The 17,333-nt window shown below is 68.8% G+C and carries 13 protein-coding genes; 9 read left to right on the plus strand and 4 right to left on the minus strand.

The annotated features are described in order from the left end of the window. The first annotated feature begins 42 nt into the window (after positions 1-42). The 5 genes from AC0IXR_RS21480 (at position 43) to AC0IXR_RS21500 (ending at position 5,617) form a co-directional block, all read left to right on the plus strand. Complete coding sequence (locus AC0IXR_RS21480) at positions 43-855, plus strand: aminotransferase class IV family protein (RefSeq protein WP_471762104.1); 813 nt, start codon at positions 43-45, stop codon at positions 853-855. A 199-nt stretch (positions 856-1,054) separates the two neighbouring features. Then, positions 1,055-2,065 (plus strand): quinolinate synthase NadA, encoded by a 1,011-nt coding sequence (gene nadA / locus AC0IXR_RS21485; RefSeq protein ID WP_420604705.1) that lies wholly within the window; start codon positions 1,055-1,057, stop codon positions 2,063-2,065. Next, complete coding sequence (locus tag AC0IXR_RS21490; protein ID WP_471762105.1) at positions 2,062-3,603, plus strand: L-aspartate oxidase; 1,542 nt, start codon at positions 2,062-2,064, stop codon at positions 3,601-3,603. The genes nadA and AC0IXR_RS21490 overlap by 4 nt, the downstream gene beginning before the upstream one ends. A 207-nt stretch (positions 3,604-3,810) precedes the next feature. Beyond that, positions 3,811-4,671, plus strand: a complete 861-nt coding sequence (gene nadC, locus AC0IXR_RS21495; RefSeq protein WP_471762106.1) for a carboxylating nicotinate-nucleotide diphosphorylase — start codon at positions 3,811-3,813, stop codon at positions 4,669-4,671. A 274-nt stretch (positions 4,672-4,945) separates the two neighbouring features. Continuing rightward, positions 4,946-5,617: a L,D-transpeptidase gene (locus tag AC0IXR_RS21500; protein ID WP_471762107.1), complete on the plus strand. Its 672-nt coding sequence runs from the start codon at positions 4,946-4,948 to the stop codon at positions 5,615-5,617. A gap of 87 nt (positions 5,618-5,704) precedes the next feature. Here AC0IXR_RS21500 and AC0IXR_RS21505 read toward each other — a convergent pair whose 3' ends face one another. Continuing rightward, a complete protein-coding gene (locus AC0IXR_RS21505) occupies positions 5,705-6,052 on the minus strand; it encodes a DUF6460 domain-containing protein (RefSeq protein WP_056452303.1) in 348 nt (115 codons plus the stop codon). A gap of 252 nt (positions 6,053-6,304) precedes the next feature. Here AC0IXR_RS21505 and AC0IXR_RS21510 point away from each other — a divergent pair, with 252 nt between their 5' ends. The 3 genes from AC0IXR_RS21510 to pdeM are packed head-to-tail and all read left to right on the plus strand — an operon-like array spanning position 6,305 to position 10,655. Further along, on the plus strand, positions 6,305-7,267 hold the full coding sequence (locus AC0IXR_RS21510) for an alpha/beta hydrolase (RefSeq protein WP_311276295.1): 963 nt from the start codon (positions 6,305-6,307) through the stop codon (positions 7,265-7,267). Between the two features lie 6 nt (positions 7,268-7,273). Then, positions 7,274-9,898, plus strand: coding sequence for a ligase-associated DNA damage response DEXH box helicase (locus AC0IXR_RS21515; protein ID WP_471762108.1), 2,625 nt, complete (start codon positions 7,274-7,276; stop codon positions 9,896-9,898). Between the two features lie 43 nt (positions 9,899-9,941). After that, positions 9,942-10,655, plus strand: coding sequence for a ligase-associated DNA damage response endonuclease PdeM (gene pdeM / locus AC0IXR_RS21520; RefSeq protein WP_461235781.1), 714 nt, complete (start codon positions 9,942-9,944; stop codon positions 10,653-10,655). Between the two features lie 26 nt (positions 10,656-10,681). On the opposite strand, the gene AC0IXR_RS21525 is transcribed toward pdeM, so the two are convergent. After that, positions 10,682-10,981 (minus strand): hypothetical protein, encoded by a 300-nt coding sequence (locus tag AC0IXR_RS21525; RefSeq protein ID WP_056426204.1) that lies wholly within the window; start codon positions 10,979-10,981, stop codon positions 10,682-10,684. 544 nt (positions 10,982-11,525) lie between these two features. Here AC0IXR_RS21525 and AC0IXR_RS21530 point away from each other — a divergent pair. Next, complete coding sequence (locus AC0IXR_RS21530; RefSeq protein WP_471762109.1) at positions 11,526-12,992, plus strand: FAD-dependent monooxygenase; 1,467 nt, start codon at positions 11,526-11,528, stop codon at positions 12,990-12,992. A gap of 4 nt (positions 12,993-12,996) precedes the next feature. On the opposite strand, the gene AC0IXR_RS21535 is transcribed toward AC0IXR_RS21530, so the two are convergent. Both AC0IXR_RS21535 and AC0IXR_RS21540 read right to left on the minus strand, forming a co-directional pair. Further along, positions 12,997-13,434: a DUF3429 domain-containing protein gene (locus tag AC0IXR_RS21535; protein ID WP_461222483.1), complete on the minus strand. Its 438-nt coding sequence runs from the start codon at positions 13,432-13,434 to the stop codon at positions 12,997-12,999. 251 nt (positions 13,435-13,685) lie between these two features. Beyond that, a complete protein-coding gene (locus AC0IXR_RS21540) occupies positions 13,686-17,153 on the minus strand; it encodes a tetratricopeptide repeat protein (RefSeq protein WP_471762110.1) in 3,468 nt (1,155 codons plus the stop codon). Positions 17,154-17,333: the final 180 nt, after the last annotated feature.

The following is a 17,333-nucleotide window of genomic DNA, read 5'->3' on the forward strand; positions in this document are numbered from 1 at the left end:
AGGCTGGCGCTCTTCGATGGAAACCAATCGAGAGCGTGATTCATGACAGACGTCTTCGGTAGCCACGCCTGGATCGACGGGCGGCCCGCCACCGCCTCCGACCTCGCCCCCCTCGCCTTCGCCGGGTTCGCGCATTTTACCGCCATGCAGGTCCGTGACCGGCGCGTGAGAGGGTTGGACCTTCATCTGGAGCGCCTTCGCGACGGGTCGCAGGCACTGTTCGGCTGCACCATTCCTGAGGAGCGCATACGAGACGCACTTCGGACCGCCATCGCGGGCGCCCCCGGCGACCTGTCGCTCACCGCGACAGTGTTCTCGCGCAACGGCGAGTTCCGCCTCGACTGCGCAACGGAAATATTCTCGATTCTGGTTCGAACCTTTCCGCCGAGTGACGGCCCCGCCGGCCCGCTGAAACTGGCCCTCACGCCGCATGAGCGCTGGCGCCCGGAGGTCAAGCATGTGGGCGAATCGGCAAAGACCCATCTCCTGCGCGAGGCTGCCCGGATGGGCTTCGACGATGCCGCGTTCGTCGATCGTCAGGGGAGGATCGGCGAAGCGACGATCTGGAACCTGGCATTCTGGGACGGAGTGTCAGTGACATGGCCGAAGGCCGACATCCTGGCCGGGGTCACGATGGGAATTCTCCGCCGTCGATTGACCGAGCTCGGTGTCCCCCAGCGAGAGGCGGTCGTAGCGGCGGACGGGCTCCACGAGTTTGCCGGAGCCGTCGCGATGAATTCCTGGACGCCGGCCGTCGCCATCTCGTCCATCGGCACCGTCACCCTGCCGCGATCCGACGAACTCACCGCCCTGCTGCATCGTGCCTATCGGACCGAACCGGCACTCGACCTCTGAACGTCCTTGTTCCTGCATGCGATCTGGAACTATCGCGCTCGACCACGAGGGAAGGGACGGCGATGGCAGAGGATGACGTTTGCACAATATCGCAATGCAAAATGAATATGCTCAGGCTCAGCATATCTAGACAAGCGTATCTCACACGCCTACGTTAGTCGGCACAATGCTCATATTGAGCATAATTGAGGACGCGACCATGGCGGCCACGAGTTTCCCGATCGACAGGGTTTCGACCCTGCCTCTGCCCGATATCTACGCCCGCGTGAGCCGGCATGTTCCGGCCATCGAATGGCCGGCCCTGGCCGATGACGTCGCGGCGATCCTGGAGCTGAAGAAGACCCGCAACGCGGTGATCCTCGCTCACAACTACCAGGCGCCCGAGATCTTCCACACCGTGTCGGACATCGTCGGCGACAGCCTGGCGCTGGCCCGCGAGGCGATCAACGTGGATGCCGACGTGATCGTGCTGGCCGGCGTCCATTTCATGGCGGAGACGGCCAAGCTGCTCAATCCGGGCAAGACCGTCCTGATCCCCGACATGCGGGCCGGGTGCTCGCTCGCCGATTCGATCACCGCCGCCGACGTGCGGGGCTTGCGCGAAAAGTATCCCGGCGTGCCGATCGTGACCTACGTCAACACCTCGGCCGCCGTGAAGGCGGAATCGGACGTGTGCTGCACCTCCGGCAACGCGGTGGACGTGGTGCGCTCGCTCAATGCGCCGCGCGTCCTGATGATTCCCGACGAGTTCCTGGCGCAGAACGTCCAGGTGCTGGTGCCCGAGGTCGAGATCCTCACCTGGGCCGGCCATTGCGAGGTCCACGAGCAGTTCACACCCGCCGATATCGACGAGGTGCGCGAGAGCTATCCCGGCGTCACTGTCATCGCCCATCCCGAATGCCCGCCCGACGTGGTGGCGGCATCGGACTTCTCGGGTTCGACGGCGATGATGATGAACTTCGTCACGGAGAAGCGGCCGCGTCAGGTGGTGCTCGTGACCGAGTGCTCCATGGGCGACAACATCGCCGCCGCGAACCCGGACATCGAGTTCATCAAGCCCTGCAACCTGTGCCCGCACATGAAGCGGATGTCGCTGCGGAACATCCGCCACGCCCTGGAGACCCTCACCCATGAGGTGACGGTGGAGCCGGAACTCGCTGAGCGCGCTCGCGCGGCGGTGGAGCGCATGCTGGCGGTGCGTCCGCGATGAACGCGCACTCCCCCTTCTCCTTCACCCTCCCCGGCTCGGACCGTGTGATCGTCGTGGGAGCCGGCGTCGCCGGTCTCGCCACGGCTTTGCGGCTCAGCCCCCGCCCGGTCACCCTCGTCACCGCTTCTCCCTTGGGAAGTGGCACGGCGACGGGCTGGGCGCAGGGCGGCATTGCCGCCGCCATGGCCGAGGACGATGCCGCCGCACTGCATGCGGCGGACACGGAAGCCGCCGGCGCCGGCCTCACCGATCCGGCCGTCGCTCTGCGGGTGGCGCAAGCCGGCCCCGGCCTGATCGACTGGCTCGTCGGCCTCGGCGCGCCCTTCGACCGGGATGCCGCCGGCGCCCTGGCGCTCGGCCTCGAAGCGGCGCATTCGCGCCGCCGCATCGTCCGGGCGGGCGGCGATTCCACCGGGAGGATGGTGCTCGACACGCTGCTGAAGGCCGTCGCGCTGACGCCCTCCATCGAGATCCTGGTCGCCAATGTCCGCGGCCTGCTGCAGGACGAGAGCGGCGCCGTCGCCGGCCTGATCTGCGAGCGCGACGGTGCCTCGGTGCGGCTCGAAGCGCGGTCGGTCGTGCTCGCCACCGGCGGGCTCGGCTCCCTCTACGCCTCCACCACCAACCCGCGCGGCGCCACCGGCCGAGGGCTGGCGCTGGCGGCGCGCGCCGGGGCGACCTTGCGCGACATGGAGTTCGTGCAGTTCCACCCCACCGCCATCTCGGTGGGACTGGACCCGATGCCGCTCGCCACCGAAGCCCTGCGCGGCGAAGGCGCGCGGTTGATCGACAGCGAGGGCGAACCGGTGATGGCCGGTATCGCCGGGGGCGATCTCGCTCCACGCGACGTAGTCGCCCGGGCGATCTTCCAGGCCAGGCGGCGCGGCACCGAGGTGTTTCTCGATTGCCGTGGTGCCCTCGGCGCCCGCATGGCGACGCGGTTCCCCACCGTGGCCGGCCTCTGCGCCGCCTCCGGCATCGACCCGCAGCGCCAGCCGATCCCCGTACGGCCGGCCGCGCATTACCATATGGGCGGCATCAAGGTGGACGGCACCGGCGCCAGTACCGTGCCCGGCCTGTTCGCCTGCGGCGAGGTCGCCTCCACCGGACTGCACGGCGCGAACCGCCTCGCCAGCAACTCCCTCCTAGAGGCGATGGCCTTCGCCCCCTGGATCGCCGAGGCCGTCGCCTTCGTTGCCGCCCCGGGTCCGGCTTCGATCGCCGAGCCGTGCCGGCGCGACGACGCCGATCACGACGCGATCCGCCGGATCATGGAAGCCGATGTCGGGGTGGTGCGCGACGCCAAAGGCCTGACCGACGCTGTGCGCCACCTGGCGCCGGCGGCGAGGCAGGGCTCCGACTCTGCCCTCACCGGGTTGATGGTCGCGACCTCCGCCCTGTCCCGCCTGGAGAGCCGAGGCGCCCATTGGCGCAGCGACCACCCGGACCAGGCACCCGCCCGGCACAGCGAAGTGACCCTCGCCGAGGTCTGGCGGATGGCGGAGACCGTCTCGGCCGATGCGGTCGCTCCGGTTTAGATCGGACGACCGGAATCGTCTTGGGATGATCCCACCCATCGACCTCATCCTGAGGTGCCCGCGCGAGCGGGCCTCGAAGGAGAGTTCCAGCTACCCCATGCGAGATGGAGGCCTCCTTCGAGGGCTCCGCTTCGCTCCGCCACCTCAGGACGAGGTCAGTGGGCGGATCGTCGGCCCCCTACCAGCGACCATCATACGAGCGAACCCATGAGCGATGCCCGTCTCGTCCCCCTCCCCCGTCTCCTCGTGGAGCCGATCGTCCGCGCGGCTTTGCTGGAAGATCTCGGCCGCGCCGGCGACATCACGACCGACGCGATCGTGCCCGTCGATGCCCGCCTTTCCGGCGTCATCGCCGCCCGGCAGAATGGGGTGATCTCCGGCGTCGATGCGGCCATCATCGCCTTCGCGCTGATCGATCCGGCTGTGTCGGCCATCGTCGAACGCGGCGACGGCGCGCGGGTCTCCCCCGGTGATGTGGTGATCCGGCTCGACGGTCCGGCGCGCGCCATCCTCACCGCCGAGCGCGTGGCGCTGAACCTCCTGTGCCGGATGTCCGGCGTGGCCACCGCCACGGCAGGACTCGTGGAGGCCGCACGGCCGCACGGCAAGGCTCGGATCGTCTGCACTCGCAAGACCACGCCGGGCCTGCGCTCCCTGGAGAAACACGCGGTCCGGGCCGGGGGAGGCTCCAACCATCGCTACGGCCTCGACGATGCCGTGCTCATCAAGGACAACCACGTCGCCGTGGCCGGCGGGATCGTTCCCGCCATCGAACGGGCACGGGCCTATTCCGGGCATCTCGTGAAGATCGAGATCGAGGTCGACACCCTGGACCAGCTGGCCGAGGCCCTGTCGGTCCGCGCCGATGCGGTGCTCCTCGACAACATGTCACCGGACCAGCTGCGCGAGGCCGTGCGGATGATCGACGGGCGCGCCATTGCGGAGGCCTCGGGCCGCATCAACCGTGAGACGGTGGGCGCCATCGCCGCCTCCGGCGTCGACCTAATCTCCAGCGGCTGGATCACGCATAGCGCACCGATCATCGATCTCGGCCTCGACGCGGTCTGATCTGGCGTATTCGAACGTCCGACGCGGGTCCGGTTCCGCCGCGTCGGATATTGTTCCCGGCTGACAGGGTCCCCTAATAATAATCCCTGCGAATACGGCTAAGCCGCCACACTGTGGCCACGGAGTCACGACCCCGCCACAACCATCGCTTCATCGCGAATTCAGCTTGGCTTTGGGGCGGCAGCGTTTACGTCTTGGCGATCGGAAAACGGTATCCTGCGTTGCGTTACCGACCGTGTTTCCCCAACGTTTCGCCTGCCTTCGAGAGGCTTTGATGCGCCGTATCGCCCCCGCCCTGTCCGGGCTCGTCTGCATGGTTGGTGTCTGGGCCTCGCCCGCCGCCGCCTATGAGATCGACCCGCTTACCCGTCAGCCCCTGGACAACGCGCTGGTGCTGCGCGTGCGTCCGCAGGCGGAGCCTGCCCCGGCCGTCGTGGCGGTGCCCACCGCCAACGCCTCGCTCAACCCGGCCGACCCGATGGCCTCGGCCATGCCGCAGATGTCGGCGATCCAGCGCGAGCAGGTCGCCTTCGGCGGCAATTACGCTCCCGGCACCATCGTGGTCTCCACGGCCGAGCGCCGCTTGTACTACGTGCTCGGCGGCGGTCAGGCCCTGCGCTACGGCGTCGGCGTCGGTCGTCCCGGCTTCACCTGGGGCGGCACCCAGACCATCACGATGAAGCGGGAATGGCCCGATTGGCGTCCCCCGGCCGAGATGCTGCGCCGTCGTCCCGACCTGCCGCGCTTCATGAAGGGCGGCATCGAGAACCCGCTCGGCGCCCGCGCCATGTATCTCGGCGGCTCGATCTACCGCATCCACGGCTCCAACGAGCCGGAGACGATCGGCACCGCCGTCTCGTCTGGCTGCATCCGCATGACCAACGACGACGTGGCCGATCTCTACACCCGCGCCAAGGTCGGCGCGAAGGTCATCGTCCAGCGCTGATCGTCTTCGACAGGCTTCGAACTAAAAAAGGCCGGCGGAAACGCCGGCCTTTTTCCATGTTCCTCGGTAGAATGCGTTCCGGCCTGGCTATTTCGACACCGACAGGAACCGCGACAGCAGCCAAAGCGGCACCACCACCACGGCACCGGCGAGGATCCAGCGGCCGAAATCATGGAAGGTCTCGAATCCGAGATCGATGAGCGCGCGGCCCGCATCGTAGATGTGCCAGAACAGCAGGCCGGGCGTGACACCCAGCATCGCCATGATGGCGCCGACGAGAATGGACAGGAACAGCAGCTTCACCAGCACGGCCATGGGCGAGCCGCCGAGGAAGCGGCGCAGGGCCGAACGCGGTTCTCCATCGGAATAGCCACTGCCGACCGGGGGACGGCCCTGGTACGGTCCCTGTCGGCGGGGGTCGTTGTCGACGATCATGCTGTCATCCTCTGGCCGTGGTCCGACGGCCGAACTCTCTCGGACATATGGGGCCTCATCGGCTTCTCTGAAGCCGGCGAACCCGGCGGAAGCGTGACCGATGCGACACACCCGAACGAAACCGTCTGTCCATTGGGGCGTTAGGCCGTCTCGTGCCGGCAAGGCGACTGGCATCGGTGCGGGCTTCGCCCACATTCGACCCTCCCGCCCGAACGCTGCTTCGGCCCCACACTGGATGAGACGAACCGTTCCATGATCGACCACGCCCTCTTCGACCCGGCGACGATCGATCCGGAGACCCATCGCCTGAACGCCGAGATCATCGCGGCCCATGCGGCCCAGGCCGATCCCTGGTCGATTCCCCTTTCCGAAGTGCGCGCGCGCCGCCGGCAGGGAACCCAGGCCTCTCCGGCGATGCCGCGCAGCGCGCGCGCCGAGACGGTGATCATCGACGGCCCGGGTGGTCCGCTCTCTCTGAGGGTCATCCGCCCCGACGCGAAGAAGTGGCAGAAGCTCCGCGGAGCCTACCTCCACATCCACCGGGGTGGCTGGGTCTGGGGCGCCGCCGACGAGCAGGATCCGTGGTTGGAGCGGATCGCCGATACCTGCGGCTTCGTCTGCCTGTCGGTGGAATACCGCCTTGCCCCGGAACATCCCTATCCGGCGGCTTTGGAGGATTGCGAGGCGGCGGCCCTCTGGCTCGCAGGCCCCGGCAAGGCCGAGTTCGGCATCTCGGCGCTCACCATCGGCGGTGAATCGGCCGGCGCGCATCTGGCGGTCATGACCCTGCTGCGCCTGCGTGACCGGCACAACCTGCCCCGCGCCTTCCGCGGCGCCAACCTCAATGCCGGCTTCTTCGACCTCGGTTTGACCCCCAGCGTCCGCAACTGGGGCGACACCCGCCTCGTGGTGAACACCAAGGACCTCACCACCTTCGCCAACGATTACGTCCGCGACGGCATCGACCGGCGCCGGCCCGACGTGTCGCCGCTCTATGCCGATCTGAAGGGCCTGCCGCCCGCCCTGTTCTCGGTGGGCACGCACGATCCGCTGCTCGACGACACGCTCTACATGTCGTCCCGCTGGGCGGCGGCGGGCAATGGCGGCCATACCGCGATCTATCCCGGCGGCTGCCACATCTTCGTGCGCTATCCCGGTGCGATGACCGGACGCGCCCTCGAACTGATCGACCGGTTCCTGATGGCTCTGGCTTGACGATCCTTGCCTGAGGGCCGGCTTCCCGCGCCGTTCGAGGCCTGGTTCGCCTCGCGCGGCTGGGCGCCCCGTCCGCATCAGCTTGAGCTCCTCGGCATCGTCGGCGACGGGCGCTCGGCCCTGCTGGTGGCGCCGACAGGGGCCGGCAAGACGCTGGCTGGCTTCCTGCCGAGCCTCGTCGCCCTGTCCGAGCGCGCGCCATCGCGAAAAGCGCGGGGGCTCCACACCCTCTACATCTCGCCGTTGAAAGCCCTTGCGGTGGACATCGCCCGGAATCTCGAAGCGCCCATCGCCGAGATGGGCCTGCCGATCCGGGTCGAGACCCGCACCGGCGACACGCCCTCCCACAAGCGCACGCGCCAGATCGAGCGCCCGCCCGACATCCTGCTGACGACGCCGGAGCAGCTCGCTTTGCTCATCGCCCATCGCGAGGCGGCCGAGCTGTTCGCCACCCTCTCCTGTGTGGTGCTCGACGAGTTGCACGCCCTCGTCACCTCGAAGCGGGGCGACCTGCTGTCGCTCGGGTTGGCGCGGCTCCACCGCCTCAGCCCGAACCTCACCGCCATCGGCCTTTCCGCCACCGTGCGCGAGCCGGACGATCTGCGGCGGTATCTGGTGCCGCAGGGCTCGATGACCCTCCCCCCTCTGCGGGGGAGGGTGCCTGCGGAGCAGGCGGGAGAGGGGGCGACCTCTCCGGAACCGGCGCTCCCCTCTCCCGACCCGCTTCGCGGGCCACCCTCCCCCGCAGAGGGGGGAGGGTTCGGTGATGCCATGGCCGACCTCGTCGTCGTGAAGGGCGGGGCAGCACCCGACCTCCACCTGCTCGATACCGGCCTGACCCTGCCGCTGGCCGGCCACACCGCCTCACAGGCGATGCCGGCCATCTACGACCTGATCCAGGCGCACCGGACGGTGCTGGTCTTCGTCAACACCCGGCTCCAGGCCGAGTATACCTTCCAGGAACTCTGGCGGATCAACGAGGCGTCGCTGCCGATCGCGCTCCATCATGGCTCCCTCGATGCCAGCCAGCGGCGGCGGGTGGAGGCGGCCATGGCAGCGGGGCAATTGCGGGCCATCGTCTGCACCGCGACCCTCGATCTCGGCATCGATTGGGGGGATGTCGACCTCGTGGTGAATATCGGCGCACCGAAAGGCGCGAGCCGGATCATGCAGCGGATCGGGCGCGCCAACCACCGCATGGACGAGCCGTCGAAGGCTTATCTCGTCCCCGGCAACCGCTTCGAGATCCTCGAATGCCAGGCCGCCCTCGACGCGGTGGAGGAAGCCGCACAGGACACGCCGGATGCCCGGCTCGGCGCGCCGGACGTTCTCGCCCAGCATGTCCTCGGCATGGCCTGCGCCGATGCGTTCGATCCTCTGCAGCTCTACGAGGAGATCGTCTCGGCCGCGCCCTTCGCGACGTTGTCCTGGGAGGATTTCGAGGCCGTCGTCGATTACGTGGCGACGGGGGGCTACGCGCTGCGGGCCTATGAGCGGTTCGCCAAGATCCTGCGCGGGCCGGACGGGCTATGGCGGGTGCGCGATGCGCGGATCGCCCAGCAATACCGCATGAATGTCGGCACCATCGTCGAATCCGCCAAGGTGAAGGTGCGCCTCGCGCGTGGCGTCCGCGGCAAGCCGGGCGCCATCCTGCCCAAGGGCGGGCGCGTGCTCGGCGAGATCGAGGAGGATTTCGCCGATACCCTGACGCCGGGCGACACCTTCCTCTTCGCCGGGGAAGTGCTGCGCTTCGAGGGCCTGTCCGAGGACGAGGCCCTGGCGAGCAAGGCCGGGCCGGGCACCGACCCGGCGATCCCGTCCTATGCGGGAGCGAAGTTTCCGCTCTCGACCTTCCTCGCCGCTCGCGTGCGCGCCCTCATCGCCGATCCGTTCGAATGGGACCGGCTGCCGAAACAGGTAGCGGACTACCTCGTCCAGCAGCGCAGCCGCTCGATCCTGCCGGGGCCCGACGGCCTCCTGGTGGAGACGTTCCCACGGGCCAAGCGCCACTACCTCACCGCCTTCCCCTTCGAAGGACGGCTGGCTCACCAGACCCTCGGCATGCTGCTCACCCGCCGCATGGAACGGGCGGGCCTGCGTCCCCTCGGCTTCGCCGCCAACGATTACGGCATCGCCATCTGGATGACCCACGACGTGAGCGAGGCCATCGCCCGTGAGCCCGGCTTCCTCGGTGCCCTGTTCGCCGAGGACATGCTCGGCGACGATCTCGAAGCCTGGCTCGACGAATCCTCGATGATGAAGCGCACGTTTCGCCAATGCGCCGTCATCGCCGGGCTGATCGAGCGGCGCTATCCGGGCCAGAAAAAGACCGGGCGGCAGGTCACCATGTCCACCGACCTCGTCTACGATGTGCTGCGCAAGCACCAGCCCGACCACCTGCTCCTGCGCGCCGCCCGGCAGGATGCGGCAACCGGACTCCTCGACGTGGCCCGCCTCGGCATGATGTTGAGGCGCATCCAGGGGCGAATCACCCACAAGGCGCTGGACCGCGTCTCGCCGCTCTCCGTGTCCGTCATGCTCGAAATCGGGCGCGAGAAGGTCTACGGCGAAGGCGCGGACGAGATCCTGGCGGAGGCCGAGGCGCAGCTTCTCGAAGAAGCGCTCGGGTGACGATTCGGTGACGCGCCCCTTCCCCGGATTAGAGGATGCGATCTTGGCGCTCGGCCAGAAACTCGAACGGACCATCAAGACCCCCGGCCTGACGCTGGCCGGCGAAGCCCTCACCCTCGACCTCTGCGGCGGGTTGTGGCTCGCCGCGCACCGGACCCTGATCGTCTCCGACCTGCATCTGGAGAAGGGCTCGGCCTATGCCGCGCGCTCGGGCCAGTTCCTGCCGCCCTACGATACCCGCGAGACCCTGGCCTGCCTGCACGAGGCGGTGGCCCGCTTCGACCCGGCCTGCGTCGTGGCTTTGGGCGATTCCTTCCACGATGCGCGCGGCCCCGAGCGGATGGAGCCCGGTGACCGGGCCATGATCGCCGCCCTCCAGGAAGGCCGGGACTGGGTCTGGATCGCCGGCAACCACGACCATGCCGTCTCCGAGGGCGTCGGCGGGCGCTATGCCGAAACGATGGCGCTCGGTGGACTGACCCTGCGGCACGAGCCGCTGGCGGATGCGCCGGAGGGCGAGATCGCCGGGCATCTGCATCCCTGCGGCAAGGTCGCCATGCGCGGCCGCGCGGTTCGGCGCCGCTGCTTCGTCACCGACGGGAAGCGCCTGGTGATGCCGGCTTTCGGTGCCTATGCGGGCGGCCTCAACGTGCGCAACCCGGCCTTCGATCCGCTGTTTCCGGCTGGTTTCACCGCGCATCTCCTAGGAGACGGCCGGGTCTTCGCCATCGGCAAGGCGATGCTGGCCCGGGACTGAGCGCCACCCGGCCGCGTGCCGTCTCTTCAGGCCTTGATGTCGGCGAAGGCTCCGACGACTTTCTCCCGGCCTTGCTTCACCAGTTCCTCGATCTTTTCCTTGATCGCCTGGTTGATCTTTTCGAGCTCCTTCTGCGGCATCCCGGCCAACGCTTCCTCCGTGAGGCCCATCTTCTTGAGGATCTCTTCGCGGATTTTCTCGGCGGGCGTCATCTTGGCATATTTCAGGAAGTCGTCCTTCGCCGACGCTTCCGTCGATCCTGACGGTGTCGTGCGGACGGGGTAGCTCGCTCCCGGGGCGGATATTCCGTTGAGACCGATGGACATGGCGGCACGACTTTCCCAGCGATACACGCCTGCATTGCAAAAACGCCGCCGCCGGTAGTGGCGTGAAATCCTGTTTCATGTCAGATACTTAGAGAAACCCCATCGCCGCTGGGGCGTCCCGCGCGGCAAATCCTGCCCGGCCATCGCTGCCGAGCGACGATGGCGGCATGGGGGCACTCTCCGATTTAAGGGCATCGTCGATCGGGTTCATGGGTCGACGACCCGGTGAGTATGGACCATCCTAACCAATCCCCTCATCCTGAGGCGCCGCAGCGCAGCGGAGGCCTCGAAGGATGAGGTCGCGTTTCGGTCAAGTGAGGAGGCGGCCGAGGGCGAACGAGACGATCAGGCCCGCGCGCAGGGAGACCAGTCCGCAACCGATCGGAGGCCATCACGCGGTCGTCTTGGACTCCATCGCTACCCCCGGCCCGGAATGGTGGTCGCCCCATACCCTCCTGGCAGGGAGGTCTGTCTCTACCGAGGGTGATCGAATCTCCGATACAATGGCGTCGAATGCGAATCGCAGCGGAGCCAGGGCACGGTCATGCTTCAAGCGCTCATCGTCGGGGCCGGCCCGGTCGGCCTCACCCTCGCTGCCGAACTCGCCCGATACGGCATCGGCATCCGCCTGATCGACAAGAGCCCGCAGCCGACGCAGACCTCGAAGGCGCTCGTGGTCTGGCCGCGCACCCTTGAACTCATGGACCGGATGGGCTGCAGGCAAGCCTTCCTCGATGCCGGTCTGCGCGTCCATGGAGCGGCCCTGCGCAGCGCCGGCAGCATCCTCGGCCATATCCGGTTCGACGCCGTCGCCAGCACCTACAACTTCGCCCTCATGATCCCGCAGCGGGAGACCGAGCGCCTGCTGATCGAGCATCTCGCCACGTTCGGCGTCGCGGTGGAGCGCGAGGTGGAACTCGTGAGCTTCGTGACGGGTGACGAGCATGTCGAGGCGACGCTGCGCCACGCGGACGGTGCCGAGGAGACCATTTCGGCATCCTGGCTCATCGGCTGCGACGGCGCGCACAGCACCGTGCGGCACGGGCTCGATCTCGCCTTCGCGGGCGAGGCGCAGGGGGACGACTGGCTCCTCGCCGATATCCGCGTGGAGGGCGACGACGCACCGCCCGGCGATGAGATCGCGACCTATCTCCACCGGGACGGGCCGCTCGTGGTCTTCCCGATCCCCGGCGGCCGCGCGCGGGTGATCGCGCAGGTCGGCAAGACCGATCCGGCGCATCCGCGCCCGGACCCGACCCTCGGCGACGTACAGGCCCTGGTGGACCAGCGCGCGGGCGGCTTTCGTGTCGTCGATCCGGTCTGGCTCACGCATTTCCGCATCAACGAGCGCAAGGTCTCGCGATACTCGCAGGGGCGCGCGATCCTGGCCGGCGACGCGGCGCATATCCATAGCCCCGCCGGTGGCCAGGGCATGAATACCGGCATGCACGACGCCATCAACCTCGCCTGGAAGCTGGCGATGGTGGAGCGGGGGCAAGCCGCGCGCTCGCTGCTCGACAGTTACAGCCCCGAGCGCAGCGCCGTCGGCGACATGGTGCTGCGCAATGCCGCCCGGCTCACCGACATGGCGACCCTGTCGAACCCCGTGGCGCAGGGATTCCGCAACCTCGCGCTCCGGTTCATGCTCGGCTTCCACGCCGTGCAGGACAAGATGGCGGCGACGATGAGCGAGGTGGAGATCGCCTATACCGACAGCCCGCTCTCTCACGGCCCCGAGGCGGGAAAGCGCTGGGCCCCGGAGCACGATGACGGATTGCCCGCCGGCTCCGGCCCGGTGCCGCTCTTCGTTCTCTACGCGGCGGATGCGGCACGGGGAGCGAGCTTCGCGGAGCGGTATCCCGCCCTGCTCGAACCGACGCCGCGACGCCCGCCCGAAGGCGACCGGCTGATCCTCGTTCGGCCCGACGGCTATGTGGGCTTTTCTGGGACGGCCGACACCTGGGACGAGGCGGAGCGCTACCTCTCGCGGCTCGGCCCCGACCGGCCCTGAAAGCTCATGCCGCGATCAGTAGCGCGCAGCCGGCGACGACCGACAGGACGAGCCGCAGACGTCCGAGCCAGGTCGGCACGAGGCCACGCCGGACGAGGTCGAGATCGACGAAGCCCCAGCCGAGGACGAGCAGACCGAGCACGCGCAGGTCCCACGGCATGGGGAAGGCCAGGGCCGCCCAGGCGATGAGGGAGGGCAGGATGGCGATGACGTAGTCGCGCCCGCCCGCTCCGCCCGACGCGGCCGCGCCCCAGCGAATGCCGCCGAGGAACGATGCGATCACCGCGCCATAGGTCGAGAGGATGGTGCGTGGGGCCAGCCCGACATTGCCGAGGCCACCATCGCTGCCGCTGAGGGAAAGAGCTGCGAACCCCAGAAAGGGAATGAGGCCGGCGACGCCGAGAACGAGGGCTGATGTCGGTATGGGCGTCACACGCGCCATCGAATCTCCGGCTCCATTGGTCCGTGATCCCGCGATCGTCCGCGATCCGCGGCCAGGATCTCATCTGCCGTGACTATACACGGTTCTCGCCGTGCGAAACGCCCCGCCGATCCAGAGCCGCCGACGGATCGAGTCGCGTCCGGGTTCAGGTAACGCTCTGAACAAGAACGTTGATTCGACTTCGCTCCGCCCGCGTCGACGCTACGCGCGTCGCTATCACGCGCAGTCCATGTCCGCGTGCGACCGGTGTGTCACGCACCCGTGGTGCGGCGCGGCGTGGACGGAGCCGGTGTGGCGGGGGGCGGTGCACCGATCAGGCTCATCGACCCATCCACGCCGGCGCCGGTGGGCGCGGGAGGCTCGTTGACGGCCGCCACCGATGCCTTCTGTTTGAAGGCGGCGCTGAGCTTCTGCGCCACCACGAGATCCTTCGGCGCCAGCTTGGCGGCGACATCGTCGCGCTTCCGGCCCGCATCGTCGTCGCCCTGGGCCGCAGCGGCAGAGAACCAGAGGTAGGATTGGACGAGATCCTGCTGCAAGCCAAGGCCCCGCGCGTAGAGGACGGCGAGGTTGTACTGGCTGTCGCGCATGCCGTACTCGGCGCCGCGCCGGAACCATTGCGAAGCCGTGGTGTAATCCGGCTTGCCGTTCGCCGACGGATTCTCGGCGTAGACCACGGCAAGGTTATGCATCGAGCGGGCATGGCCCTGTTCCGCCGCGCGGGCGTACCAGAGCTTGGCCTGGGCGAGGTCGCGCACCACGCCCGAGCCCTTCTCGTAGAGGCCGCCGAGCTTGTACTGCGCCGGGGCGTAGCCGACTTCGGCCAGAGCCTCGAACAGCTTTGCCGCCACCGCGAAGTCGCGGGGCATGCCCCGGCCTTCGAGGGCGCGGGCGGCGAGATCGTAGACGGAGGCTCCATCGCCTTCGAGGGCGGCCTTGCGAAGCTGCGCGAGCCCCGTCGGCACCGCCCCGAGATCGCCCGCCAGATTACCGAGGGCAGCGACCTTCGGCACCGGACGCTGGGCCGGCTGGCTCGAGGATTCGGTCAGGGTCGGGACGGCCTTGGACGAGGCCGGCTCGGAGATCGACTGGGTGGTTTCCGGGTCCGGCCGCGCAGGCGTATCCGCGGCGACCCTGGCCGTGTCGGTGGGAGATGGGTCAGCCTTCGATGCGTCAGCCTTCGATGCGTCAGCCTTGGCCGTGTCGGCATTGGCCGAATCGGTTTTGGCCGCGCTGTCCGAGGGCTGGCCTGGGGCGGCCTGCGCTTCGGCGATTTGAGCCGCCGACACATCCGTCGCGGTGCGCCGTGAGTTGATGGCCTGCAATGCACCGAGCGCGAGGACGATGGCGGCGAGGCCGAGGAGGAGCGGCTTGCGACGCTTGTCGAATTCGGCGCGAAGACGCGCAACGCGCCCGGGGGTGGAGGCTTCCAGGGCGTCGTCGGAGGCACCGCGGCGCTGCATCTCGGGCGAGCGGGCCGCGATCGCGGCCTCGTTCTGCGCGGCCTGCGCCGCACGCCGCGCGGCGGCGATGAAGCTCGTCTTGATGTCGCTCTCGGTCGGCTTGATCGCGTCCGAACCGCTCTCCGCGGACCGGTCGGGGCTGGGACGGCGGGCGCCGGGCTCCAGCGGCTCGTCCGTGACGCGACCGAGCTCGAAGGATTGCGCCGTCGGGCTCACCCGCAAGGGCTCGGCCCGCCGGATCATGGCGCCCGCCTGCATCGGGGCCCGCTCGTCCACGCGGCCGGTGGCGATTCCGAGCCGTTCGGCGAGGTCGTGAGACGAGGTGGAGCGGCTGGCGGCGAGCGGGCCGGCCTCGGCCAGGACGCCCAGCTGGCCGACAAGCCTGTCCAGGGTGGAATGGACGCCGTCGAGCGTCGCCTGCATCCGCTGCTCGGAAGCCGTCTGCTGGGCGCGCAGATCTGCCAGGCTGGCCCGGAGCATTCCGAGTTCGCCCGTCTCACCGGTGGTTCCGATGCTCTCGGCGACGGCGTTGCGTGCGGCGCGCTCTACGGCGGCCTCGATCGGAACCTCTTCGCGCAAAGCCGAGACCTGGCCGAGCAGGTCGGACATCGTCCGTTCCAGGCCGGCGATCGCGGGGTCCGCGTCGCGCGTGTCGATGCGGCTGGCCAGCGCCAGAACCTGCTTCTCCAGCACGTCGAGACCTTCGGCGCGGGGTCCGGCGGGGCCTCCCACCCGGTCGAGCTTGTCGGCGAGGTCGTGCAACATGCCGTGGATCGAGGCGAGGTCGCCGCCGGGAATCACCGGCCGGCGCAGGGTCTCGCCGAGATCCTCGAGGCGGCCGATCAGGTCGCCGACCGGATTGACGCTGACCCGCTCGACCTTGTCGGCGAGGGCGTCGATCCGCACGATGATCTCGTCCGAATGGCTGCCGCCGCCGACGGAGCCGCCTTCGCGCAGCGCGTCGAGCTTGGCGCCCATCGCCTGGATTTGTTCCTCGATCCCACCCGAAGGCGAGGTCCGGAGGCCGAGGCGGATCTCTTCGAGCAACGGCCGCAGCTCGGCCATGTTGGCTCCGTCACCGCCGACGCCGCCCTGCAATTCTGTGATCTGGGCGCTGATCGCCTGGAGCCCCTGGGCGAGGCTCTGGATCCGCTCCGGCCCGGCGAGCGAACCGATCAGGCGGCGGATTTCGTCCAGTTCGCGGAACAGGTTACCGAGTTCGTCACGGTCGGCGAAGCCCGGTGCGCTGCTGCTGAGCGCCCCGTCCACCTTCGCCGCGAGGCGCTCGACGTCGCTGGCGACGCGGGCATGGACGTTCTCCGCCACATCGTCGGCGAGACGGGCGACCTGAACGCGGATCAGTTCGATGGGGGCCGCGATGGCGGCGAGGTCGGAGGGCTCCTGCGCGCGCTGGACCCCGGTGACGAGGGAGTGCATCGCCTGTTCGAGGGCACCGACGTCGCGGCCCGTGGCGAGGCCGGTGATCGATTCGCGAAGACGGCTCGTCTCGGCCTGCAATTCCGAGAGCGCCGGCGACGGCGCCCGTGTCGCCGCGGCGGCGGGCTTCTGCTCGGCGGTGGCCGCGTCGGAATCGAGTTCGCGCTGGCGCTGGCGGATTTCCGCCACGGCGTCGCGCAGCTCGACCTCGACGGGGCGGCCGCGGCGGCCGATGGGGCGCGGCGAGGCAAGCTGCTCGCCGAGTTCGACCATGCGGCGCTCGATCTGCGCCAGACGCTCGGCCATCTGTGCCGCCGGGGACAGACCGGCATCCAGCACCGTGCTGATCCGGGCCTCGATCTCCTCGATCGTCCGGGTCGCCGTCTCCTGCGAGATCTGGTGATCCTGGGCGATCTTATGATCGATCTGGTCGAGACGGCGCATCATCTCGGCGATGGAGGTCGTGAAGGGCGCGATCGGGTCCGGTGCAGGAGCCGAGACGACGGGAGCCGACACGACGTCAGCGGCGTCGGTGACGACGGCCTCCGCGGCGTCGACGGGTGCGGGATCGGCCTCGGCGGATGCGGGATTGGCCTCGGCGGGTGACGGCGCGCTGCTCGAAACGTCGACGAGCGGGCGGGTCTGATGCTGCATCGACGAGGTCAAGCGGCGGCGGCGTGCCTTGGGCTTCTGGTCCGGCGTGACGATCGACGCGATCCAGGTCTCGACCGGCACCCCTGCGCGACGCGCCACATCGCGGGCGGCATCGAGGATTTCCGGGTCGAACTCTTCCAGGTTGAGCGTCGCGTTGCGTTTCATCGTCAAACCCGGGGCAGCGAGGTCCGTGACCCAATCCGGTTTGTCAGTGTGCAACGCAGAGGTGTCGCAGCGGCAGCGAAACGGATCGATTGCCGCTGACATTTCGCACTCTTGGTAAACAGGCGGTTAAGGCCTGTGCCAAACTGGCCTTATGTTATCGTCGACGTCTCGCGGACGGTG

This window comes from Methylobacterium sp. AC832 (genome assembly GCF_979256025.1).